This window comes from Chromohalobacter canadensis (assembly GCF_029544075.1).
Taxonomy (GTDB): Bacteria; Pseudomonadota; Gammaproteobacteria; order Pseudomonadales; family Halomonadaceae; genus Chromohalobacter; species Chromohalobacter canadensis_A.
Genome location: NZ_JAJQJH010000001.1, coordinates 1 through 23,280 on the forward strand (window position 1 = coordinate 1; position 23,280 = coordinate 23,280).

At 61.4% G+C, this 23,280-nt stretch carries 25 protein-coding genes and 1 tRNA gene; 11 read left to right on the forward strand and 15 right to left on the reverse strand.

The genetic code is table 11. The features are described from left to right. Positions 1-205, forward strand: a 205-nt coding sequence (locus LUN51_RS00005; protein WP_277809616.1) for a hypothetical protein, incomplete at its 5' end; no start/stop codon positions are given. Positions 206-215: 10 nt separating this feature from the next. Further along, positions 216-416 carry a hypothetical protein gene (locus LUN51_RS00010; protein WP_040243149.1) on the forward strand — a complete coding sequence of 67 codons (201 nt, stop codon included), beginning with the start codon at positions 216-218 and terminating at the stop codon, positions 414-416. Between the two features lie 107 nt (positions 417-523). Here the strand turns inward: LUN51_RS00010 and LUN51_RS00015 are convergent, their stop codons facing one another. The 3 genes from LUN51_RS00015 to LUN51_RS00025 all read right to left on the reverse strand — a co-directional run bounded on the left by LUN51_RS00015 (position 524) and on the right by LUN51_RS00025 (position 3,393). Beyond that, positions 524-1,345 carry a Tim44 domain-containing protein gene (locus LUN51_RS00015; protein ID WP_040243148.1) on the reverse strand — a complete coding sequence of 274 codons (822 nt, stop codon included), beginning with the start codon at positions 1,343-1,345 and terminating at the stop codon, positions 524-526. A gap of 117 nt (positions 1,346-1,462) precedes the next feature. After that, positions 1,463-2,251 (reverse strand): peroxide stress protein YaaA, encoded by a 789-nt coding sequence (yaaA, locus tag LUN51_RS00020; RefSeq protein ID WP_277809617.1) that lies wholly within the window; start codon positions 2,249-2,251, stop codon positions 1,463-1,465. A gap of 110 nt (positions 2,252-2,361) precedes the next feature. Then, positions 2,362-3,393 (reverse strand): NADP(H)-dependent aldo-keto reductase, encoded by a 1,032-nt coding sequence (locus LUN51_RS00025; protein ID WP_277809618.1) that lies wholly within the window; start codon positions 3,391-3,393, stop codon positions 2,362-2,364. A gap of 260 nt (positions 3,394-3,653) precedes the next feature. On the opposite strand from LUN51_RS00025, the gene LUN51_RS00030 reads away from it, so the two are divergent. Together LUN51_RS00030 and LUN51_RS00035 are read left to right on the forward strand one after the other, a co-directional pair. Next, positions 3,654-4,163: a tetratricopeptide repeat protein gene (locus LUN51_RS00030; RefSeq protein ID WP_277809619.1), complete on the forward strand. Its 510-nt coding sequence runs from the start codon at positions 3,654-3,656 to the stop codon at positions 4,161-4,163. Between the two features lie 131 nt (positions 4,164-4,294). Then, entirely contained in the window at positions 4,295-4,792 is a 498-nt protein-coding gene (locus tag LUN51_RS00035; RefSeq protein ID WP_277809620.1) for a hypothetical protein, read from the forward strand. Positions 4,793-4,846: 54 nt separating this feature from the next. Here the strand turns inward: LUN51_RS00035 and LUN51_RS00040 are convergent, their stop codons facing one another. The 7 genes from LUN51_RS00040 to LUN51_RS00070 all read right to left on the reverse strand — a co-directional run bounded on the left by LUN51_RS00040 (position 4,847) and on the right by LUN51_RS00070 (position 8,780). Then, positions 4,847-5,818 (reverse strand): NAD(P)H-quinone oxidoreductase, encoded by a 972-nt coding sequence (locus tag LUN51_RS00040; RefSeq protein WP_277809621.1) that lies wholly within the window; start codon positions 5,816-5,818, stop codon positions 4,847-4,849. 63 nt (positions 5,819-5,881) lie between these two features. Then, positions 5,882-6,445 (reverse strand): TIGR00730 family Rossman fold protein, encoded by a 564-nt coding sequence (locus tag LUN51_RS00045; protein WP_277810171.1) that lies wholly within the window; start codon positions 6,443-6,445, stop codon positions 5,882-5,884. Positions 6,446-6,520: 75 nt separating this feature from the next. Beyond that, the gene (locus LUN51_RS00050; RefSeq protein ID WP_277809622.1) at positions 6,521-7,042 is read right to left on the reverse strand and encodes a DUF501 domain-containing protein; all 522 of its coding nucleotides are present in this window, start codon (positions 7,040-7,042) and stop codon (positions 6,521-6,523) included. Continuing rightward, complete coding sequence (locus tag LUN51_RS00055) at positions 7,026-7,340, reverse strand: hypothetical protein (RefSeq protein WP_040243139.1); 315 nt, start codon at positions 7,338-7,340, stop codon at positions 7,026-7,028. Before LUN51_RS00055 ends, LUN51_RS00050 begins: the two co-directional genes overlap by 17 nt. A gap of 28 nt (positions 7,341-7,368) precedes the next feature. Next, positions 7,369-7,839 carry a Cys-tRNA(Pro) deacylase gene (gene ybaK, locus LUN51_RS00060; protein WP_040243138.1) on the reverse strand — a complete coding sequence of 157 codons (471 nt, stop codon included), beginning with the start codon at positions 7,837-7,839 and terminating at the stop codon, positions 7,369-7,371. Continuing rightward, a complete protein-coding gene (locus LUN51_RS00065) occupies positions 7,836-8,246 on the reverse strand; it encodes an acyl-CoA thioesterase (RefSeq protein WP_075367772.1) in 411 nt (136 codons plus the stop codon). The genes ybaK and LUN51_RS00065 overlap by 4 nt, the downstream gene beginning before the upstream one ends. Before the next feature lie 108 nt (positions 8,247-8,354). After that, positions 8,355-8,780: a hypothetical protein gene (locus LUN51_RS00070; protein WP_075367771.1), complete on the reverse strand. Its 426-nt coding sequence runs from the start codon at positions 8,778-8,780 to the stop codon at positions 8,355-8,357. A 37-nt stretch (positions 8,781-8,817) separates the two neighbouring features. Here LUN51_RS00070 and LUN51_RS00075 point away from each other — a divergent pair, with 37 nt between their 5' ends. Continuing rightward, positions 8,818-9,975: a MalY/PatB family protein gene (locus LUN51_RS00075; RefSeq protein ID WP_075367790.1), complete on the forward strand. Its 1,158-nt coding sequence runs from the start codon at positions 8,818-8,820 to the stop codon at positions 9,973-9,975. A 55-nt stretch (positions 9,976-10,030) separates the two neighbouring features. Here the strand turns inward: LUN51_RS00075 and LUN51_RS00080 are convergent, their stop codons facing one another. Continuing rightward, a complete protein-coding gene (locus LUN51_RS00080; protein ID WP_277809623.1) occupies positions 10,031-10,975 on the reverse strand; it encodes a thioredoxin family protein in 945 nt (314 codons plus the stop codon). 155 nt (positions 10,976-11,130) lie between these two features. Here LUN51_RS00080 and LUN51_RS00085 point away from each other — a divergent pair, with 155 nt between their 5' ends. Next, on the forward strand, positions 11,131-11,922 hold the full coding sequence (locus tag LUN51_RS00085) for a DUF3750 domain-containing protein (RefSeq protein ID WP_277809624.1): 792 nt from the start codon (positions 11,131-11,133) through the stop codon (positions 11,920-11,922). A 66-nt stretch (positions 11,923-11,988) separates the two neighbouring features. Here LUN51_RS00085 and LUN51_RS00090 read toward each other — a convergent pair. Then, positions 11,989-12,065 (reverse strand) — tRNA-Met (locus LUN51_RS00090). 171 nt (positions 12,066-12,236) lie between these two features. Here LUN51_RS00090 and phbB point away from each other — a divergent pair. Then, a complete protein-coding gene (gene phbB / locus LUN51_RS00095; protein ID WP_277809625.1) occupies positions 12,237-12,983 on the forward strand; it encodes an acetoacetyl-CoA reductase in 747 nt (248 codons plus the stop codon). 58 nt (positions 12,984-13,041) lie between these two features. On the opposite strand, the gene LUN51_RS00100 is transcribed toward phbB, so the two are convergent. Then, positions 13,042-15,804 (reverse strand): DUF349 domain-containing protein, encoded by a 2,763-nt coding sequence (locus tag LUN51_RS00100; RefSeq protein ID WP_277809626.1) that lies wholly within the window; start codon positions 15,802-15,804, stop codon positions 13,042-13,044. 301 nt (positions 15,805-16,105) lie between these two features. Here LUN51_RS00100 and minC point away from each other — a divergent pair, with 301 nt between their 5' ends. The 4 genes from minC (at position 16,106) to sbcB (ending at position 19,542) form a co-directional block, all read left to right on the forward strand. Next, positions 16,106-16,837, forward strand: coding sequence for a septum site-determining protein MinC (gene minC / locus LUN51_RS00105; RefSeq protein WP_277809627.1), 732 nt, complete (start codon positions 16,106-16,108; stop codon positions 16,835-16,837). Positions 16,838-16,913: 76 nt separating this feature from the next. Continuing rightward, positions 16,914-17,732, forward strand: a complete 819-nt coding sequence (gene minD, locus LUN51_RS00110; protein ID WP_277809628.1) for a septum site-determining protein MinD — start codon at positions 16,914-16,916, stop codon at positions 17,730-17,732. Continuing rightward, complete coding sequence (minE, locus tag LUN51_RS00115) at positions 17,729-17,983, forward strand: cell division topological specificity factor MinE (protein WP_011508315.1); 255 nt, start codon at positions 17,729-17,731, stop codon at positions 17,981-17,983. The genes minD and minE overlap by 4 nt, the downstream gene beginning before the upstream one ends. A gap of 71 nt (positions 17,984-18,054) precedes the next feature. Next, entirely contained in the window at positions 18,055-19,542 is a 1,488-nt protein-coding gene (gene sbcB / locus LUN51_RS00120) for an exodeoxyribonuclease I (RefSeq protein WP_277809629.1), read from the forward strand. Between the two features lie 84 nt (positions 19,543-19,626). Here the strand turns inward: sbcB and LUN51_RS00125 are convergent, their stop codons facing one another. Continuing rightward, on the reverse strand, positions 19,627-22,452 hold the full coding sequence (locus LUN51_RS00125; protein ID WP_277809630.1) for an insulinase family protein: 2,826 nt from the start codon (positions 22,450-22,452) through the stop codon (positions 19,627-19,629). Between the two features lie 16 nt (positions 22,453-22,468). Continuing rightward, positions 22,469-23,140, reverse strand: coding sequence for an SOS response-associated peptidase (locus tag LUN51_RS00130; protein ID WP_277809631.1), 672 nt, complete (start codon positions 23,138-23,140; stop codon positions 22,469-22,471). Between the last annotated feature and the right edge of the window lie 140 nt (positions 23,141-23,280).

Below are 23,280 nucleotides of genomic sequence, written 5' to 3' on the forward strand. Positions count from 1 at the left end.
AGCAGTGAAACCGCTTAGCGCCGATGGTAGTGTGGGGCTTCCCCATGCGAGAGTAGGTCATCGTCAGGCATTTCTTCTAAAACCCCAGCTTCGAAAGAGGCTGGGGTTTTTTTATGGGTATGCGGATGCCATGGCGTCGTACTATTTGCCTGTTGTTGTGCCCTATGCTTTAGTGAGCGTTGTACATGGAGTACGTAACCATTAAGGAGAATAGTATGCTGCGTAGTGAATGGCTTCGCAAAATGGCCTTGGCACTGATCATTGGCATGACGGCAGTCGGTGTCGTGGCGTGTGATGATGAGGGGCCGGCAGAAGAGGCTGGAGAGTCCGTGGACAACGCCATGGACGATGCGGGAGATAGCATGGAAGAAGCGGGCGAGGATATTCAAAATGCAGCCGAGGACGCGCAGGACTAAGGCTTTGCGTTGATCGTTTTGTATTCCTGAAGGCCGGGCATTTGCCCGGCCTTTTGCATGTTTCTTATAGAGTAAAGCGCCGCCAACGTGACGTATGTTTACTGGCATCAAACGCTGGGATTCTGCTCAATGCCCTGCACATACCAAGGCGCCCCATCACGTAAGTCGCGGATCAAATGCCAAGTCTCGTTGAATTCGGTTTGCTCGCCGTTTTCATCGAGAATGCCGTGGAACAGGACGCTGGCTTCGGCTTGTTGTCCGATTTCCCTGACATCTCCCAGCTCGGCGAAAAGACGTACGATTTCTGTACGGTTGTTCGCGGGCTGCTGCGCGCGTTCTTCGCGTAGCAAGTTGTAAAGCGCCGGAGTGACGTATTCCTGGATCTGCGCCAGATCGTTATTGTCCCAGGCGCGTTGCAAGGTCATGAAATGTTCTTTGGCGCCGCCGAGAAAGCGCTCTTTGTCGAACCACTCGGGTGTAGTGCGGTCGCCCGGCATGGACGTGCCAGTGGTGGAGTAAGGCGTCGAGTTGTGAGTCGCTTCTTGATGCGGCTGGCGTGTCTGATGCTGCGGCCCCTCGCTGGTCACCATACGGCGGGCTCTCAACAAGCGGAACGCGAACCAAGCAATAAGCGCTACCAGCAGGATATCGAGGAAGCGGATGCCGTCGAAGGCGCCGCCGAAGAACAGCGAGGCCAGCAACCCTCCAGCGAGCAAGCCGGCAAAGGGGCCGGCGAAACGCGATAATCCTGCGCTGGGCTGGCGTTGAGTGGTTGCCGCATTCGTGCGACTCGTGGCGGCGGGACTATCCGCGGAGCGCGAATAACTGCCAAAGCTCTTGCCACCGCCGAGCCGTCTAGCATCGGCATGGTCGACTGCCAAGCCAAAGCCAAGCAAGCCGACCACGAGCATTACGAAAAGGTTGCGCATGCGCATCTCCCGCAGAATGAGAAAGAGGGTGAAACCGGATTCTCGATTCTAGCGGGGATTCAACGTTGAAGATATCTGTATTGCTAGGCGCCGACGCAATGCCGGCCATCCACGTGCTCAGGCAGTGGCTGCTTCACTTTCATTACGTGTGAAAACCCATGTATCGCCGTCAGACAGGCTGTTATTGAAGCGATAGCCGCCGACATCGAAGTGTTTCAAGTCTTCGGGGGCGTCGACACGCTGACGAATCATCCAGGTGGCCATCAGACCCCGCGCTTTCTTGGCATAAAAGCTGATGATCTTGAATTGACCGTTCTTCTCATCCTTGAAGACCGGTGTGATGACACGGCAAGTCAAGCGTTTGGCATCGATGGCCTTGAAGTACTCGTTGGAGGCGAGGTTGACTAGCACTGGCGAACCACTTTGTTCCACGGCTTGGGAAAGGTCCCGGGTGAGCCGCTCTCGCCAGAAGGCGTAGAGATCCTTGCCCGCCGGATTGGCCAGCTTGGTCCCCATCTCCAGACGATAAGGCTGAATAAGGTCGAGAGGGCGTAGTAGCCCATAAAGCCCTGAGAGAATGCGCAGATGCTGCTGTGCTTCCTGATTATCCCGCTCGCTGAACGAAGGTGCGTCCAGTCCCATGTATACGTCGCCCTGGAAGGCCTGCACGGCCGGCTTGGCGTTTTCCGGCGAGAATGGCGGTGCCCATTCGGCAAATCGCGCCGCGTTCAATCCTGCCAACTTGTCACTGATGCCCATCAACTCAGAAAGTCGTTGGGGGGAATAATCGCGCAGGATCTCGATCAACTCGGCGCTTTGCTCAAGGTACTCCGGTTGGGTGTAGGTCGCGGTCGTCGGTGGTGTCTCGAAATCCAACGTCTTGGCCGGTGAAATGACACTTAGCATGCACAGTCCTCGCGTTCGGGATCGAAAAGTTCTTTATCGACAGTATAACAAGCGTGCCAGGGCGCTCCGATGATGACGTGCCTATCGTGGTGATAGGCACGTCATCAGCATTAGGGGCAGGGGTTGGGATGCTGACGGTGCACGGCTTCGATGGCCTCGAGCACGCTATCGTCCAGCGTCAGGTCCTCGCTGGCTAGGTTGGCGTCGAGCTGCTCGAGCGTGGTCGCGCCAATGATATTGCTGGTCAAGAACGAACGTGAGTTGACGTAGGCCAAGGCCATCTGGGCAGGATCCAGCCCATGCTCGCGTGCGATCCCGACGTAGGCGCGAACCGCTTCCTCGGCAAGGTCAGACGTATAGCGTTTGAAGCGCTCGAACAAGGTCAAGCGGCCTTGGGGCGGACGGGCACCATCGAGGTATTTACCGGTGAGCGCGCCGAAGGCCAAGGGCGAGTAAGCCAATAGGCCGACGTCTTCACGATGGGCAATCTCGGCGAGCCCGACCTCGAAGCTGCGATTGAGCAGGTTATAGGGGTTCTGCACGCTGGCGACACGCGGCACATCCAACGAGTCGGCGAGGCGTAGGCTTTGCATCACACCCCATGGCGTCTCATTGGAGAGGCCGATGGCGCGGATTTTGCCCGTATCGACGAGCTCCTTGAGGGCCGTGAGCGTTTCCGCCAACGGTGTAGCATCTTCGTCCGCATTGTGCTGATAGCCCAACTTACCGAAGAAGTTGGCGCTACGGTCGGGCCAGTGGAGCTGGTAAAGATCGATGTAGTCGGTGTTGAGGCGCGCCAAGCTGTCGTCGACGGCACGCCGCAAATGCTCACGAGTCAAACGCGGGCCGCCGCGTATATGCTCGAGACCGGGACCGGCTGCCTTGGTGGCGATGACCAGGTCGTCACGTTTGCCGCGCACCTTGAGCCAGCTGCCGATATAAGCCTCGGTGAGTCCCTGTGTCTCGCCCTTGGGCGGGACGGGATACATCTCGGCGGTATCGATGAAGTTGATGCCTGCGTCAGTGGCGCGATCGAGTTGTGCATGGGCATCGGCTTCGCTGTTCTGTTCGCCGAAGGTCATAGTGCCTAGGCACAAGCGGCTGACGTTAATGCCGGTCTGACCGAGGAGGCGTGTCTGCATCTAGAGCTCCGCGAAGGTATCTAAAAAAGGGATGGAAACGGCATGGTAGCGGTGCCGCGTTCGGGCGGCAAACGGGGGTTGAGTCCGTCTGAGGGTAAGCGTATGCTTGGCGCCCCGTTGCCGGGGATAAGGGCACTAAGCGGCATGTCAGGCAACGGTGACAGTGATTTATCCGGGGTGTTGGCGCGAGCAGGGAGAGCACGAGCCGACGCAATCGTTTACGTACCTACTCGGTCACGACGACTTCAGGGTCGATGGTTATGCAACAGGTATCTTCTCTGCGGATTCGGCTCGAATACCGTCTCGCAGCTCAACTGTTACATGCCCGCTGGATGACACGCTCTCCCGGCAAGCATCGTTTGACGATGCGACTTTTTCAGCGCTGTGCCGAAGCCGGTCACACTGCCGCGCTTTCGTTCTATGGCCATATGCTGTTTCACCGAGGCAATTCCCCACAGGATAAAGCCAAGGGTGCGCGCTATGTGTTTCAGGCCGCTTACGCGGGCGATGTACATGCGCAGTACCAGGCGGGCCGTATTTATGAGTTTGGCTGTGCGCAGTACGCACGTCGTGAAGAAAAAGCGGTGACATGGTATGCGCGTGCAGCCGAAGCCGGTCATGGCCTGGCCGCTGAGCGTATGGCTGAAGCCTACCGCTATGCTCACTTGGGACTTCCCGTCGATTCTCGGCGTGGCGCGCAATGGGCGGCACTTGCCGAACGTGCGCAACGCAGCGAAGCCGGCGAGCCGACCGCGTCACTGACGCACTGAGACTCACTGAGAGTAGTACCGTGGGGGCTCGCATCGTGTTCTCCGTTCACGTAGTCTGATTGGCGTGGCCCCGGTGGACATCGTGGGCGACGCCCCGTTCGTGATACCGCTTTGAAGAGGAATGCTGCCACGTGTTGCCGATACTGCTCGATATCGAAGCGTCCGGTTTCGGGCGTGGCAGCTATCCGATAGAGGTGGGCATCGCGCGGGCCGATGGTAGTACTTGCGCCTTCCTTATCCAGCCGTTGGAAGAGTGGACCCACTGGGATCCCAAGGCCGAACTTTTGCATGGCATCTCGCGTGGCCGGCTGCACCGTGAGGGCTACCCCGTCATCGAAGTCGCACGTTGGCTCAACGATGAACTGGCGGCCGACGGTGTCGCCTATAGCGATAGCTGGGGATATGACAATACTTGGTTGTCGCTATTATTCCACCACGCGGGCATGCTGCCGCGCTTCCGCCTCGAGGCATTGCGTCGTCTGCTGGATGAATCGCAACTCGAACGGTGGGGAGCGATGAAAGAGGTCATCATCCGCGAGCGAGGCATTCAGCGTCACCGAGCCGGTGATGATGCCCGTCTGTTGCAACTGACTTATCAGCGTACGCGTGATGCCGCAGGGCTCGCCTAGAAAACCCTTTTAAAGCCGTCTAGACTGTTTTCCAGTCACCCGCCCCGATCGTCTTTACCCTTCTCCGCTGACGCTCAACAGCACCTTACCTGTGTTGGCATTGTCGATCATGTGCTGCATCGCGGCATCGGCATCCTGAATCGGCCATGCCTTGTCGATTAGCGGCGTGATGTCACCATTGGCTAGTTTGGGCCAAACATGGGCATGCAGTGCATCAAGAATGGCGCCTTTGGCGCGGGGTGAGCGCGAGCGTAGCGTCGAACCGATGAGACGCTGACGCTTCATCAGCATATGGCCGAGATCGATCTGAGCGTCGCGCCCTCCCATCAAGCCGATCAATACCACCCGCCCGTCCGGATTGAGCACCTGTAGATCCTGAGCTATATAGTCGCCGCCCACTGGGTCGAGAATCATGTCCGCACCGCCCCAGTCTTTGATCGGCGTGACGAAGCTGCCCTCGTGGCGGTTCCAGCCGGCATCGGCACCGAGCCGCTTGCAAGCATCCAGCTTTTCCTGGCTGCCGACGGTCACGAAGCACGGGTTGCCAAAGGCACGGCACAACTGAATGGCGGCCGTTCCTACGCCACTGGCACCGGCATGGAGCACGATGCGTTCGCCGTGCTTGGCGACGCCTTCCATGTAAAGATTGAGCCATGCGGTGGCGAACACTTCCGGCAGCGCGGCGGCGTCACGTAGGCCAAATCCTTGGGGAATGGGCAAGACCTGGGCCTCGGCAACTACGACCTGTTCGGCGTATCCGCCTCCGGCCAGCAGGGCGCAGACCTTGTCGCCGGGCTTGAAGCGCTCCACGCTGCGGCCCACCTCGGCGATGGTGCCACTGACTTCGAGCCCGGGAATCTCGCTTTCGCCGGGCGGCGGCGGGTATTGCCCCGCACGTTGCATCACGTCGGCGCGGTTCATCCCTGCCCAGGCGACATCGATGCGGACTTCGTCAGCGGCAATGTCGCGTGGCGCGTCATGGGATTGCCAGACCAGCATCTGATCGTTGATGGCAATAGCATACATCGATCTTTCCTCCTTGAAGCTGGGGTCAGCTTCCCGGCGCTTGTGAGACGTCGCGGCGTACGCTTACGAGGTCGTCTGTGGTGCGTGTTGCGCCGCCAACAAACGGTCGAGCAAGTGATCGGGATCAGCGGCGGCGACGAGGCTCGCGCGTGTCTCGGGATTGAGAAAGCCGTGCGCGACGGTGTGATCTAGGAACTCCAATAATGGGCGATAGAAGCCGCTGACGTCGAGTACACCGATAGGCTTGTCGTGAAGCCCCAGGTATTGCCAGGTCCACGTCTCAAACAACTCTTCCAAGGTGCCGATACCGCCGGGCAGGGCGATGAATGCATCGGCGTGCTCGGCCATGGCGGCCTTGCGCGCATGCATATCGTCGACACGCAGCAGATGTGTAAGCCCTTCGTGTGCCATTTCGCGCTCGACCAGGTGATGAGGGATGACGCCGATGACCTCGCCGCCTTCTCGCAGTGCGGCGTCGGCTACGGCCCCCATCAGGCCGACGCGGGCACCGCCGTAGACCAGTCCCCAGCCGCGTTGCGCGATGCACCGACCCAGCGTCTCGGCGGCGTGGCGAAAGCCGGCATCGCGTCCTTCACGCGACCCCATATAGATACAGATGCGCACGATTCCCCCCTTATCAGAGCGGTAGATTTGACTCGACATCCGTGTCTTGCGCGATGATTGGCCACGTGACACACAACGCTAGCGCAGACAGGCGAGCACATCGTACTCGGTATCCATCCAGCGGCCGATGGCGTTGTCGCCGCATAGATGATGGGCGTATTGCATATGTAGACAGCGCACTTGATCCCAGTTGGCGATGCCGCCGATGCCGCGCCGCGTGAAGAGGTCGCGATAGCCTTGGCGGTCGACGATGTCGCGCTCCGCGTCGCTCATGGTCTGCCAGCGCTGGGCCACGTAATCCTCGTGACTACTCCGATACGCGGCCATGAAGTCGGTCTCTTCCTGAAGGCGTGACTCGAGAGCCTTGATAACGCCTTGGGCCTCGATGCGCGAGATGGCGACTTTCAAGTGGTCGGAGCATAGCCAGAAATGCGTCGGGAACGGTTTGTCGTCGACGATGGCATGCATGCGCAGCACCAGCGGGGTGCCGTCTTGCGTGGCCGCAGCCACGGTTTGGATGCCACGCGGCGCGCGGCCCAGTTGTTGAGTAATGAGGGCCAGTTGGCGCTCATCGGGCGCCGTTTCAGGGCGAATCACCATCGCGGGGGTCCAGTACGAATTTCGGCGAGTGGGCCACGGCCCGGAAGAATGCCGTATTGAGCTGCGCGGGCGTTGGCACGTAGTGCCATTCACGCTCGCAGTAGTCGCGTGCTCGTGCGAGTAAGGCGTCATACAGGCGGTTGAATGGAGCATCATAATCGTAGGGATCAGCGCCGGGCAACCGCAGGTGAGGATAGTCGGCGAAGCGTGCCACGAAGAAGCGCTCCAACGCTTGCTCGACCCGGCGGTGTCGGGGCTTGTCGTCGGGCGTGAGCCATAGATCGTAGCGAATCGCCATGCGAGCCTTCCCACCTATCGAAAGTGTGTCATGCCCGCGTCAGCGGGGCCGTGGTCGCCTCGAGCAGATCGATCAATGCCATCGGCGCTAGGCATATTTCCAGGCCGCGCCGACCGCCACTGACGTGGAGCGACGACAAGGCATGGGCGCTGTCGTCCACGAAGGTAGGCAGGCGCTTGCGCTGTCCTAGTGGGCTGATGCCGCCCACGACGTAGCCCGTGGTACGCTCGGCCAGCATGGGGTCGGCCATCTTGGCTTTTCGTGCGCCGGCAGCCTTGGCGAGTCCCTTGAGGTCGAGTGTGGCCATGACGGGCACCAGGGCGACGACGAGCCGCCCGTCATCGAGTTGGGCGAGCAAGGTCTTGAACACGCTATCCGGTGCCAGCCCCAGCGCCTTTACGGCTTCCTCGCCGTAGGCGGCGACCTTGGGATCGTGCGTGTATTGCAGCACCTCGTGTGGGATGGCCTCGCGCTTCAGAAGTCGAATGGCAGGCGTCATGCGGGGGCGGGCTCCTCGTCGATCAGGTGCTTGGCGAGTGCCTCACGAAGGTCGCCGGTCAACGCCACCGCCGAGCCCTCGATGTGATCGTAATGCACCAGCACCACATGGCCACGGGCGCCCAGTCGACCTCCCTGCCAGGCTTCCTGGGCGACGGTGAAAGAGCTGTTGCCCAGCCGCGAAAGCCAGGTACGGATTTCGACATCCTGTCCGTAGAATAGCTCGGCGCTGAATTCGACTTCCAGTTTGGCCATGATCAATGGCCACTTGCGTGGATCCAAGTCGGGGACGAACAGCCGAAATAGGTCGTTGCGCGCGAGCTCGAACCAGGCTGGCAAGCGCGTGTTGTTGATGTGCCCGAGGGCATCGGTGTCATAGAAAGCCGGTTCCACACGGCGTGTGAACATGTCATTTCCTCGGGTCGCCGCCATCGAAAAAGGTGTTTTGCACGCTAACTAGCATCGGCTGCTGATGGTATGTGGTCAAGTCTATACGTAGCCCTTGGCTCGTGGTCCTCAGATAAGACGCAAGGCATCCTGGTCGACCCAGGCGGCATCCAGGGCATCGGCAAGCGGTTCGCGCAAGTGGTCCGGTAGAGCCGCGTGGGCGTCGTCGAGGGACTGGAAATCGCGGTTGCGTAGCCAGCAGTAGGCCCAGGCACAGGCTTCCTCGTCATCATCGGGGATCGGGCGTGCCGGCATCTGTATCAGTAGGAAAACGGCCGTACGTGCCGCCCACAGAGGCGGTTGGCAATTGCTGCTCCATTCACGCAGACAGCGCCCATCGGGTTCGACCTGCGGTTCGCCGAGCCCGGCCAGGCGCGAGGTATCGGCGAGAATCATCGCCAGACGATCGGGGGCGGCCTGGCCCAGCATCAGCCAGCGCCTCACCAGGCGCGGGGTGCCCCGCATGGCCTTGGCATAGAACGAGGTTTCAGGCATGTTCGAGTGTCTTCCGTTCGAGTCGATGAGTCTTAGCATGTCATATGATTTTGCCACGCCGCTGGATCGGCGACAGTATCCTTCCCAGAAATGGCAGCGTTATGCCGACGATGTGCTGCCGCTATGGGTCGCGGACATGGATTTCGTGTCGCCCCCGGCGGTCGTCTCGGCGCTCGAAGAACGCGTATCCCATGGTGTCTTCGGTTATGGCAGGCTGACCGATACCCTGCGCGAGACGCTCTGCGCATGGAGTGTTGATCACTACGGTTGGTCGATCGAGCCTGACTGGCAGGTATGGATCCCCGGTGTGGTGCCGGCGTTACACCTGGCTGCCCAGGCCTTTTGCAGTCCTGGCCAGGCGGTAATGACCGCGACGCCTATTTATCCGCCGTTTCTGCGTGTGGCCGAACGCAGCGGTCGCATCGCAGAACGTGTGATGCTGGCCGAGCCCGAGGCACCGGGCGCCCCCTGGCGTCTCGATCTCGAAGCGCTAGAAGCGGCGATCACACCGCAGACGCGTCTGTTGTTGTGGTGCCATCCGCACAACCCCACGGGGCGCGTCTGGGACGAGCAGGAACTACACGCCTTAGGCGAGCTCGCCGAGCGCCACGACCTGTTGATTGTCTCCGACGAGCTGCATTGCGACCTGATACTCGACCCGACGCGCCGGCACCTTCCGTTGGCATCGTTATCGCCGGCCTTGGCCCAGCGCACGATTACCCTCTGGGCGCCTTCCAAGACCTTCAATATCGCCGGGCTGTCGAGCGCCTGTGCGGTGATTCCTGATCCCGAGCTACGGCGACGTTTTCGCGAGGCGGCGGCGGGGTTGCTTCCCGAGGTCAATGTCCTGGGTCTGACCGCCTCGGAGGCAGCGTATGCGCAAGGCGACGCCTGGCGCCGTGAATTGCTGGTGACGCTCAATACTAATCTGCAGAGACTGCGCGATCAGGTATCTCGGTGGCCTGGGGTAACGATGGCGGCACCTGAGGCGACTTATCTGGCGTGGCTCGATATGCGCGAGGCGGGGCTCGGCGCATCGCCGCAGCAAACCCTGCTGGACTCGACGCGCGTCGCGTTGTCCGATGGAGCTGATTTCGGATGCCCGGGATTCGTGCGGCTTAACTTCGGCACACCCACTTATCTGCTCGAAGAGGCACTGGAAAGACTCGATACACAACTGGGTACTAGCAAATAGGCGGCCTCATACTGAGCGCACGGGTGCCTGCGCGCGGCATCCCGTGCGGGCAGCATCAGTAGAGCAGGGCGAACATCCTGCGACGATAGGCCACTGTCAAAGGATGGTCGGCGCCTAGCGCATCGAAGACGCGTAGCAAGGTCTTACGGGCTACATCCTCACCGTAGGTGCGATCGGTTTTCATCAACGCCATCAAGCCATCAAGCCCGGCTTCGTAGTGGCCATCGGCGACCTGGCGCAGAGCGCGCTTGAATTGCGCCTCGCTATCGTCGCGCTCACCCAGCGCAGCCACTTCCTCGGCACTAGGGGCTTCCTCGCCGAAGTCCAGCCGCGCGCGGACGCCGCGTGCCTTGGGCGTATCCCGATGCTCCGGTGGCAGGTTGTCGAGCAGCGCCCGAGCGTCTGCTGTATTGCCTTCCGCCACTAGCGCGCCGGCGAGCTCGATCTGATAGTCATAGTGCTCGGGCCACTCCTTGACCAGCGTTTCGTAGATACCGCGCGCCGTGGCGGCATCGCCCGCGTCCAGGGCCTGCTGAGCCTTCTCTTCGGGGGTGGCCTCGGCGGCCTCGGGTGCCTTGAGATACTGCGACAGCCACTCGCGAATTTGCGATTCAGGCAGTGCACCCTGGAACTGATCGTAAAGCTGGCCCTGCACGATTAGCTTGACGTCGGGCACCGAGCGGATACCAAGTTGCGTGGCGATTTCCTGATTGTCCTCGATGTTCAGCTTGGCCAGGGTAAAAGCGCCGCCGTATTCGTGTGCCAACTTCTCGAGTACCGGCATGAGGTTCTTGCACGGTTCACACCAAGATGCCCAACTGTCGAGCAACACCGGCCCTTGCATCGAGCCTTCGAGCACGACTTGCTGAAAGTTGGATATGTCGACATCGACGATGAACTGGGAAGCATCCTGAGTGCCGGCATTGGTTTGAGAGGCGTTGGTATCTCCGTCTTGGGGAGACGTAAGAGGTTCGCCGGTACGCGGGTCGATGATCGGCATGGCAATGGCCTTTCGATAGTAGCGTGTGAACGTAAAGCGTAAAGACGCTGTTGAACTGCCTCTCGTTATGCGGGCCACGAAGCGCGGATTCAAGCCCCCGGTGCTGGCGAGTAATGGTATGGAGCGAGTGCATCACGACGCCTGGAGACAGCCGCATGCATCGAGCGATCAAGAAAAGCTTATGGCTGACGGTGAGTCTGGCCGTCGTGCTGGTCCTGTTGCTGGCTGGCCCGGCCTATATGCTGGCGAGTCAGCGCGTCGTGCTAGGCGGCGTCTGGTCTCAGGCGGACCGTTCGTCGGCGGAACTGGCGCCCGCGCCGAGTGCCCATCCCGAGGCCCTGGTGCAGGTATACGCGGCCCGCGCCTTCGATTGGCGAGGAGCGTTCGGCGTGCATACATGGATCGCCACCAAGCCAGCCGACGCGATGCATTACCAGGTCCATCAGGTCCTCGGCTGGCGGCGGCCCACAGTCACCTCGCGTCCCGACGTGCCCGATCGCACTTGGTATGGAAGCGCGCCGGCCTTGCTGACCGAGTTGAGAGGCAAGGCGGCTGAGCGCGCTATCCCCGAAATTCGCGAGGCCGTGGCGGCATATCCGGTGACCGACCGCTACCGTGTGTGGCCGGGCCCTAATAGCAATACCTTTGTGGCCTGGGTGGTGCGGCGTGTGCCGGAGTTGCAGGTCGATTTTCCGCCGACCGCTGTGGGCAAGGACTACCTGCTGAATTCCATCGTGGCCGAGGCCCCTAGCGGAACTGGCTATCAGGTATCTCTGGGCGGTGGACTGCTCGGGTTGACCGTGGCGTATGACGAAGGCGTCGAATGGCAACTGATGGGCCTGACGCTGGGCGTGGATATCACGCGGCCGGCGCTCAAGTTGCCGGGTATCGGTCGTCTGGGTATGGCGTCATCCGAGCACACGAGAGGGGCTGGCGAGGCTGAGTGAGGTACGACGCGTTAAGAAAGCATACAAAAAAGCGGTGTCCCTAAGGACACCGCTTTTTCATCTGTATGGTAGCGGGGATCGGATTTGAACCGATGACCTTCGGGTTATGAGCCCGACGAGCTACCAAGCTGCTCCACCCCGCATCGACTGGGACGTATTCTACGGTTTTTGAGGCCTAAGTCAAGAATGGATTCATCTAGCGTGCAGCCCGCTCAAACTCGATCATACTGAAGTGAGGTAAGACGCCATGGAGGCGAGTCAAGGTGGCGCCTCCCGCCGGGAGCGCCACATAACGACATCACGGGGAGATGAACATGACCACAACAGCACCCGTCGCCTGGGTCACCGGGGGCACTGGTGGCATAGGGACTGCGATATGCCTGGCGCTGGCCAAGGAGGGATATTTCGTCGTGGCGAGTTACCATAACCGCGAGAAAGCTCAGGCCTGGCTTGCGGATCGTCGCGCCGAGGGCATCGACAATGTGGCATTGGCAGGCATCAATCTTACTGACTTCGATGCTTGCCACGCTGGTGTAGATGACATTCGCCGCGAATACGGCCCGGTTGAACTACTGGTCAACTGTGCCGGCATTACACGTGACAGTACGCTCAAGAAGATGTCGCCCCAGCAATGGCGTGAGGTCATCGATTGCAATCTCAACAGTGTGTTCAACACCTGCCGTTGTGTGGTCGAAGACATGCTTGAAGCTGGCTACGGACGCATCGTTAACATCTCCTCGATCAACGGACGTAAAGGGCAGTTCGGCCAGGCCAACTATGCGGCGGCCAAGGCGGGGATGCATGGCTTGACCATGTCATTGGCGCAAGAAACCGCGACCAAGGGCGTTACCGTCAATACCGTCTCGCCAGGTTATATCGCCACCGATATGATCATGTCGATTCCCGAGAAGATTCGCGAATCGATCCGCGAGGGCATCCCGGTCAAGCGTTTTGGCGAGCCGGAGGAGGTGGCGCGGGCGGTGGTGTTCTTGGCCGACCGCGAATCGGGTTTCATCACTGGTGCCAACCTAGACATCAACGGTGGGCAGTTCATGGGCTAAATCGGCCATGGGAGCGCTCCGCCAAAGCATGTTGGCGGAGCACTCATCGCAAGCATCCTCAGGCCACGCGTTGGGCGATAACATCGAACAAGGCATCGAAGCGCGTGACCCGGGAGGCCCAGACATCGGACGCAACGGGCCCGGTTTCCAACAATTGACGCAAGACGTCGGCCAGTTCCTGGTCGGGTTGCGGCGCCTGGCCCAGGCCATTATTGAGCCGCGCGACTTGTACCTCTAGGCGCAGCGGCTCTTCCTGTGCAGCCACCGGCTCGTCGGCAAGCAGCGCCACTTGAATCACCAGTCGGCTCAGTTCGTGATTCGCCGTTTCGCTGTCGCCCTCTCGGCGAGCCGCATTACGTGCCACATGGGCATCTTGTAGATCCTGAGGCATGCCCTCAGGCAGCGCGACGTCTGCCGTTTGGCCCTCGCGCAAGGATGCGTCATCTGCGGCGACGTGGGCGTCGAGTAGGGGGCGCAGGCGCGTCCAGCGCTCGGCTTGCTCGGCGAGGGCCAGTTGAGCGAGGCGCTCGCGACGGGCACGTACGATCCCTTGCCAGCGGCGACGCATGCCTTCGCTGCGACGGCCACCGGGCAAGGGTTCCAGTGCCTCGGCGTCACGCACGGCACTCTCCAGCGTCTCGCTTTCGTCGGCACGCTGAGGTTGCCAGGCATCGAAGCGGTCGATCAGGGCCTGCATGCTGTCCAGTCGAACCTGGGCCTTTTGGGCGCGATTTTCCCGCTCAGCTTCACGGGCGGCGAAGATACGATCGCAAAGTCCCCGGAAATGGCGCCATAGCATCTGCTCTTCGCCCTTGGCGGCACGCCCCAGTTCCCGCCAGCGGGACTGGAGCGCCTTGGCTGCTTCGGTGCGTTGCGAGGAGGGCATGTCGGCTTCCATCAGGGCTTCGGCCTCGGCGATCAAACCGCGTTTGGCCTCGCCGATTTCATTGGCCCGACGGTCGATTAATGCCTGCAGTTCATGGCGGATGTGGCCGAAGCGTTGGCCGAGCGGCTTGGCGTGCTCGCGAGGGACTGGCGAGAATTGCTGCCATTGCTCACGTGCACGGTCGCGAATCTGACGTAGCACATCAGGGTCAGCCTGGGCATCCGGGTGCGTGATGAGTTCCTCGAGTTGTTCGCACAGTGCTTCGCGTGCCTCGAGGTTACGGGTTCGCGCGGCATCGCGTTGCTGGTACCAGTCGTTCAGGGCTGCGTGAATGCGCTGCGAAGCACTGCGAAAACGCTGCGAAAGCTCTGCTGTGGCAGCGGCATCGCCCAACGCTGCCCATTCCTTGACCAATTGACGATGACGGCGGTCACGCTCGGCATCGGGAGATTCGTCATCCTCGGCCAGCGCTTCGATGCTTTCGATGAGTTGCGTGCGCTTGGGGCCTGCAACGAAGCCGCGCCAGTCGCGCAACTCGGCCAATCGCGCACCGAGTCGCTTGAGATGGGACTCCAGGTCGCCTCTCGATTCATTTGGCAAAGTGTCGAGACGCTGGCGAAGCTGCCGGTATAGACGGCTGGCGGTCTTCAGGGCGCCGCGGTCGAGCTGGTTTTCGAGTTTGTCGATGTCCGCGCGCAGCGCCGAGAGGTCGACCGGTGTGCTTGAGTCGGCCGCCTCGGCATTACGTAGTTGACGGGCTTCGTGAATCAGCGGTGTCGGTGGCAGGTCGTGCGGCCAATCGATCCTCGCCAGGCAGTCGTCGATGGCGGCATGGTCGTCGCGCAAGGCGGCTTCGAGTGACTGGGCCTGCGTCGAGGCACGATCCCAAGCGTCGCCGATATGCTGGCAAGCGGCTTGCGCTTCAGCATAGCGTGCCTGGATGTCCTCTTCCGGTGGGTAGTGATCGGAAAGAGCCAGCCAGCGTTCGCCGTGCAGGCGTTGTTGGGCGCGCAGGCTGTCGATGTCCTGGTGGGTCAGTTGCGAGGCCTGCTTGAGGCTCGCGACGGCATCCTCAAGTGCTTCGACGAGCGCCTCGCGGGTGCGTGCTGCTTCGTCCTGACGTTGTATCGCCTGATGCTGGGCATGACCTTCGTTATCATGATCGGAGAGCGTCTTGCGGCAGCGCTGGCTGGCTTCCTGAAAACGCCGCTCCTGGGCGTCGCTGGGGGTGTCGGTCAGCGCTTCCCACTCGCGGACAAGGTGGCGATAACGCGCGCCGTAGAGCGGCTCCCAGGCATGCAGGGCGTGCGCCTCGAGGGCTTCCAGAAGACGTTGCCGAGTGGCCTGCTGGGCTTGGGTTTCGGCGGCATCGGCGCGTTGGCGTTGCAGGCGCTCGCGGGCCTTGCGCTTGACAACCTTGTCGCGACGAGCCTCGCGCACGAGGCGTTGTAGTCCTTCAGTGCTCGATACGCGCTCGGCGGCGGCGTTGCGGACCACGGCAATGCCGTTGTCGCGTGCCTGCTGAATCAGCGTTGCCTCGTCATCAAGCTTGGCCAGTGCAGCCAGACGTAGCTCCTGATTGTCCCCTGTCTCGACGAGTTGCACGAGCAGGTCGCGATCGTCCAGCGTGTCGAGCAAATCGAGGCGTTGCCTCAAGGGGGGGGCCTCGGGCACGCTGCCGGACAACAATTGCATGAGACGGGCCCGCAACTCGGGGCTGTCATGCGTACTGAGCCATTCGTGCAGCGTCGAGGGATCCTCGAACTGGGCGAGGGCTTCGCGTCTTACGCTGTCATCCTCATCGTGCGTTAGGCGCTCGAGGGCGTGACGGTCGGCCGATTTGTGAATATCGAGTTGCGCAATGGCAGCATGACGGACGCGAGGATCGCGATGTTGCCAGCGTGGTGCAAAAAAACGGCGGAAGAATCCAGACATGACCCGGCATGCATCCCTGTTCTTGGCGTATTAAATGCGTGGCGATAACGCTGAGACAGCGTTCCTGTCGTCTCACGTCGGCCACGATATTAGCAAAAAGCGCCACATGATTGAGTGTCGTGTGTGCCATAGCGTATCAAAGCATGCGAGTCGGCACCGGGAAAAGGCGACGATGGCAAGGGCGTCGGTTCGCGGAGACACCTGACAAAGTCGGGACGCTGGTCTTATCATCAGTTGCAGCCAGCACGACCCTCGCTTAGCTTTACCTTTATACATCAGTCATCAGCTGTGGAGTGCGGCCATGAGCCTCAACATGGATCGGGTAGCATCGGCATTCACCTTCAAGGGTGGCATGTTGCCCATGACGGTCATGGAGCTGACGAGCGCCGACCCCGAGCAGATACGCGCCCAGCTGGCCGGCAAGGTGAGCCAGTCGCCGGCGTTTTTTCAACATACACCGGTGGTGCTCAGCGTCGAGCAGCTCGATGAACCGCACTTGGCGCTGGAGCGTATTTGTGCCGTGTGCCGTGCCCACAAGCTGCTGCCAGTGGCCGTGCGTGGCGGCACTGACCCCGTGAAGCAATCCGCCTGGGCGTTGGGGCTTGGCTGGTTCCCGCCGCAAGAAGCGCGACCGCGTGCCGTGGAAGAAGCACCGCTCGCCGCCACCGAGCCGCAACCCGAAGTCGAGACGTCGCCTGCACCGGCCGTGGGACGTATCTATCGTGGTACAGTGCGCTCGGGCCAGCAGGTCACCGCGCCCGAGGGCGACCTGGTGGTGGTCGGCGCGGTCAACCCGGGTGCCGAAGTCCTGGCGGCGGGCAGCGTGCACGTTTATGGCCCGCTGCGTGGCCGTGCGTTGGGCGGTATTCATGGGGACCGCCAGGCGGGCATCTTTTGCAAGGAATTGCATGCCGAGTTGTTATCGCTGGCCGGCAATTACAAACGGTTGGAAGATATCGACCCGCGTTTGTTGAACCAGCCTGTACAGGTCCAACTGCGCGATGACCAATTGAACATTTCATCGCTCGGCTAGTCGGGATGTCAGGGCGCCATGTTGCGCCAATGTGGATGGCTAGTACGAACGACTCAATAGCAACAGGAAGCTCATCTTGGCCAAGATCATTGTAGTGACCTCCGGCAAGGGCGGAGTTGGCAAGACGACCAGCGCCGCGGCTATCGCCACGGGCTTGGCGTTGCGTGGCAACAAGACCGTGGTGATCGATTTCGACGTGGGCTTGCGTAACCTCGATTTGATCATGGGGTGTGAGCGGCGCGTGGTGTATGACCTGATCAACGTCATTCAGGGCGAGGCTGGCCTCAATCAGGCGCTGATCCGTGACAAGCGGACCGAAAACCTGCATATCTTGCCAGCCTCGCAGACACGCGATAAGGAGGCGTTGACCCCTGAAGGGGTGGAGAAGGTGCTTGAGACGCTGTCCCAAGATTACGACTTCATCGTCTGCGATTCGCCAGCGGGCATCGAGCATGGCGCACAGTTGGCGATGTATTTCGCCGATGAGGCCATCGTGGTGACCAACCCCGAAGTCTCGTCGGTCCGCGACTCCGACCGCATCCTCGGGCTACTGTCGTCCAAGACACGTCGTGCCGAGCGCAGCGAGCCACCGGTTCAGGAACATCTGTTGATCACGCGTTACGACCCCAACCGGGTGACCTCGGGCGATATGCTGACGCTCGAAGACGTGCGCGAGATCCTGGCCATCAACTTGGTGGGACTGATTCCCGAGTCGGAAGCGGTGCTGCGTGCCTCGAACCAGGGCGTGCCGGTCGTACACGACATGGATAGTGACGCCGGCCAGGCTTATGCCGATACCGTTTCGCGCCTGCTCGGCGAGGAAGTACCGCTACGTTTTCATGAGTACCAGAAGAAAGGGCTGCTCTCCCGTATGTTCGGAGGAGGTCGCCGGTGAAACTACTCGAATTTCTCAAACGCGAACGCAAGAAGTCGGCGTCGGTCGCCAAGGAGCGTCTACAGATCATCGTGGCGCACCAGCGCGGTCAGCGTGACCAGCCGGACTACATGCCGATGCTGGAAAAAGAGTTGCTCGAGGTGATCAGGCGTTACGTGCAAGTGGACCAAGATGCGATCAATATCAGTCTCGATCGCGATAATGATTGTTCGGTGCTCGAGCTTAACGTCACGCTGCCGCGTGACGAGTAGGTGCATTCCGGCTGAGTCGGTTGGCCGGGTATGCTAGGCTGAGCGCTTTTGGCAGTGGGGAGACTGCGGCCATGGCGCAGGGCAAGAGCGAGCCGACCTTTCTTTGGCATGATTATGAAACTTTCGGTGCCGATCCTCGGCGCGACCGCCCCGCGCAGTTCGCCGCGATCCGCACCGACCTTGATTTCAACCCGATCGGCGAGCCGCTGACGTTCTACTGCAAGCCGGCGGATGACTTCCTGCCGCATCCTCAGGCCTGTCTGATCACGGGCATCACGCCCCAAGCCGCGCGTCGTCGAGGTCTCGCCGAGATCGAGTTCGCCGCGCGCATTCATGACGAAATGAGCGTGCCCGGTACCTGTTCGCTGGGCTACAACACGCTGCGCTTCGACGATGAAGTCAGTCGTCATCTCTTCTACCGTAACTTCATCGATCCGTATTCTCGCGAGTGGCAGAATGGCAACTCGCGCTGGGACCTGATCGATGTGGTACGTACGTACCATGCCCTGCGTCCGGAAGGTATCGAGTGGCCGACGCGTGACGACGGGGCGCCGAGCTTTCGCCTCGAGGATTTGACCGCCGCCAACGGCATCGACCACGCCGGGGCCCACGACGCCCTGGCCGATGTACGGGCGACCATCGACTTGGCGCGCCTGCTCAAGTCGCGCAACCCCCAGCTGTTCGAGTATCTGCTCAAGCTGCGTGATAAGCGCACGGTCGCCAAGATGCTGGACATCCAGGCCCGCAAGCCGATGCTCCACGTCTCGCGGCGTTATCCTGCCAGTCGAGGGTGTAGCGCTCTGGTGGTGCCGCTGGCCGAGCATCCGAGCAACCCCAATGGGGTGATCGTCTATGACTTGTCGGTGGACCCGACGCCGCTGCTGTCATTGAGCGCCGTGCAGATCCGCGAGCGGGTATTCGCCAGTGCCGATGAGTTGGCCGAGGGCGAGGCACGTATTCCGCTCAAGGTGATTCAAATCAACAAGAGCCCGGTGATCATGCCGACCACCTCGCTCAAGGACACCAGTGGCCCCCATCAGGGTGAGTATGGCGATATCGTGGCCCGGCTGGGGCTGGACATGGGCACCTGTCGGGGGCATTGGAAGCAGCTTCAGACCTCGCCGGACGTGGCCACCAAGGCCGCCGAGGTGTTCGCTGATGGCCCCGGAGCGCCGCCCAGCGACCCGGACTTGATGTTGTATTCGGGAGGCTTTTTCGCGCCGGCGGACCGTCGCGAAATGCAGCGTGCCCGTGAAATGGCGCCCTGGGATCTGGCTGATGCGCGTTTCGCCTTTCAGGATCCACGCCTGGAAGAAATGTTGTTCCGTCTTCGGGCGCGAAATTATCCCGATACGCTGAGTGGCGACGAGCAGACGCAGTGGGAGGCCTATCGTTGGGCGCGCATGAACGACGCTGAAGTAGCGAGCCTGACGCTGACAGGGTTCGCACGCGAGATCGAACGGCTCAACCAGGCCTCGCTGGATCCTGAACAGCGCCAGTTGCTCGAGGAACTGGTCATGCACGTCGAAGCGATGATGCCGCCGCAGGCGTTCGGTTGACAAGCGATACGAGCTGACCAGATACAACACGCCCGGGCCATGAGCCCGGGCGTGTTGCATGGTGGGTATCGTCAGCGACCGCGCTCAGTCGCTGGCGGGGAGTGGCCGGAAGTCGTGCGTCAGCCCCATGACATCGCTGGACTGGGTATCGGCGTCGTAGCTCACCGTGAGCGGCTTTGTGTGCCGTAGCGCGCGCCATGACTGACGGATCGTCGAGGCATCCATTGCTTCAACACGGTCCGCCAGTTTCTCGCGCCGCGAGAAGTCCGGCTCGGCGTAGGCCAGCGTTTGCCAGAGACGGTTGGTCAGCTCGCCTAGGCTGTTGTCGCGTTCCCTCAGGCGACTGCTGACCGCGTCGCGATAAGGCGCCAGCTCGCTATCGTCGAGTGTTTGAAGGCGGGCGTCGAAGTCATTCAAGAAGGCGTCCATGCGCGCGGCGATTTGCTTGCGAGGGGTATCTGGAGACTGCACCAACATTGCCAGGCCCGGCGCATCGAGCACGGGCGAATAGCCGGCCGTGACGATATAGCCGAGTTGTTCCTGGGTGCGTAGCTGATTGTAGAACGGCGCCTCTAGCATTTTGCCGAGTACCGCCAGGCGGGCTTGGCTGTCGAGACTGCGATCCGAGCCTTGTAGATAGCGCAATACGGCAGCGTCGTTGCGCGTGCTGTGCGGATGCAGGGTCGGCGGCGTCTCGGGGATCGCCAATGGCGACAGACTGGGGATGTCCGAGGCCTCGAGCCGAGGGGCTAGGGAATTGGCTACTTGCAAGCCCTCACGGCGTGCCAGGTCAGCATCCAGATTGCCCACCGCCATGGTTTGCAGATAGAGATCCCCGAGGAAAGCGTCGCGATAGTCGCGCAGGTCGTCGACGCTCAGCGTATCCAGCGCCTCGAGCATCGAGGATGTCGTCCACTGTGGGCGCAACAACGACTCACTGAGCGTGCGATACATCTGCTGATGCAGTGGCGACTGGGGTGCGTTTTGCCATTGCTGCGAGAGCCGATACTTGACGCGTGAGAAACTTTCCTCGCTGATATGACCTTCCTTGAGGCGTTCGACGACGTCTCCCATCAGCCGTGCCTGTCGGTCGCGCCAGCCGGAGAAGGTGAGCGTGATGCCGCGTGCGTGAGCGTAGGCATCGAAAGACTGTCCGGCCAGGCGGGCGGGGTAGAAGCGTGCATTGAGGCTGTCAGTGACCCAGCCCGCGAGTAGTCGCGTCAAGGCGGCATTGCTGGCGCTGTCGGAGGCGTCGGGGTTCTGCAGGCTGAAGCGCCACTCCACTCGCGGTGTACCGAAGCGATCGTTGGCCAAGTGCCATAGTTCGACGCTCGGGGCCTCGACGATAGCATGCGGTTTATCGCCACTGGCCTCGTGAACCTCCAGGTCTCGGGCGATAAAGGGGTTATGCGGCGGCAGATCGAGGTTGTCGAGCGGCGCGGCGTCCGGCCAAGTCGAGAGCCGTGTCAGCGTGTAGGGCGCGTCGAAGTAAGGCGAGGTGTCGTCGCCGTCGACGTTCGGGCCGCTGTAGACGCGCAACAAGTGCGATGGGGTCATGCTGGCGAGATAATCCCGAATACGTGTGGCATCGAAACCGTCCATGCGGTACGGCGCGTATTGCACATCCTCGAGCGGGTAATCGGCTAGATTCATGGCCAGTTGGCTGGCCTGATTGATGGGCTCCCCGGGTTGCTGAAAGCGAAACGCCTGTTGGTTGAGACGGGCCTGCTCAGCGTAGCGCCACTTTTGCAGCCCGTCCTTGCGAATCCGCGCTATCTGATCGAACAGGCTGGCCTGAATGCGATCGATATGCTTCGCGCCTTCCGGTGTGAGGCTGACCGAGACGGCGAAGAGCGCATGTCGACCATCGCCGTTCATGGTGCCTGCCGAGAGGCCATCGGCCCATCCCTTGTTCCGCAATGCCGCAAGCAGGCTGCCTTCGCCTTCATGGCCCAACAGGTTGGCGAGATAGCCGGCTGGCTTGGTGCGATAGTCACCCTGCGGATCGGGAATCGGGAACAGGAAGCGCACCTTTTTGTCCTGCGATAGGCTCTTGACCTGCAGGCGCGCGGGCAGCGCGTCGTCGGTGACCAGAGGGATATCGACCTCGGTGCGCGACAATTGGCGGTCGGGGATCTCGGCGAAACGATCGCGGACCAGGGCTTCCAGCTCGTCGAGCGACTGAGGGCCGATGACCGTCAGGTGCATGACGTTGGCACCGTAGTGCGCCTTGTAGAAATCGACCAGACGTTCGCGAAGCGATGACGTATCGTTGTCCTTGAGTGTCTCCAGGCTACCCACCGAGAAGCGGGTCATGGGGTGCTCGGGGTTGAGGGCCTGATTGATGGCCTCTTGAAGACGCCGGCTATCGTCGCGCAGGCGTGCCTGGTACTCCGAGTTGACGGCGTTGCGCTCGCGATTGACGTACTCGGCATTGAAGCGGGGCGCAATGAAGAAGCGGCTGAAGCGATCTAAGGCCTCGGGCAGCGCCTGCGGCTCGATGTCGAAGAAGTAGTTGGTGTCGCGCGCAGCGGTGAAAGCGTTGTGGTTACCACCGTGGGCGGAAATGAAGCTCTGGTAGGCGTCGGCTTCCGGGTAGCGGTCGGTGCCCAGGAACAGCATGTGTTCGAGGAAGTGTGCCAAACCGGGAGTGGCGTCGGGATCGTCGGCGCTACCGACATCCACGTTCATGGCGGCGGCAGCCTTGTCGGCCTGCGGATCGCTGACCAGCAAGATCTCGAGGCCATTGTCGAGCGTCAGGGCGCGGTAGTCGCGGGTATCGTTGGGGCTGACGGTTGGCTCGACGACCTCGGCCACCGGGTCGCTGGCGCGCGCCGTCTGGTAACCGACGACGAGAAGGATGAGCGCACCGAGCAGCCAGCGGCATGCAAGGGGAGGGGGCGAAAACACGGTAAAGACTCCTTGTTCATTGATGCCAGTAGGTCATCGGGCCGGTGGGATGTCCGCAGGCCCAGTCTTGATGCTTTGGATCGTTGACACGTCTTGATACAGGAAAAGCGCCCAACAGTTCCAAGGGGGCGGGGGTCAGCATCTCATGGGCACGCTCGTCCGAGGTGGTTGGCGCCAGCCACTCGGGTGCATCGCTCGCCTCGATGACGGCCGGAAAGCGGTCGCTGAGCGGTGTCAGCAATGCATTGCTGGGCACCGTGATCAAGGCCGTGGAGTCGTTAAACTCAGTCAACGTGGTGTGATAGCGGCACCAGACCCCGGCCAGCAGAAGCGGCGCCCGGTCGACGCGGGTGACCAGAAACGGCTGCTTCATGCGTGGCTGCGGCTTCCATACGTAGACTCCGGCGACCGGTATCAGGCAGCGCCGCGCGTGGAAGGCCTCGCGAAACATCGGGCGCTGCTCGAGCGACTCGGCGCGGGCGCAATGCGGGGCATGGTCCAGCACCTTGAGCCAGGGCGGGGTCAACCCCCAGAATGCCGTCGCCCACTGCGCTTCGCCTGCGTCCTGACGAATGATCGAAATAGGGCGACGCGGCGCCAGGTTGGGGCCGACGATCGGCTGACTGTCCTGGCGAAGCGCGTCGAGCGGCGGCGTTGTCCAGGGCTTGATGTAAAGACGGCCGGCCATGCTCTCTCCTCGCGGTTCGACGCGACAGGGTAAGCCACGCCGGCGGGCGCTTACCAGCGCTGCTTTTGATTTATCGCAGGGCTTGCCACTTGCGTTTGCGTGCGTTCCCGATATGCTGGGGGAAACGCTGTTCGACCACG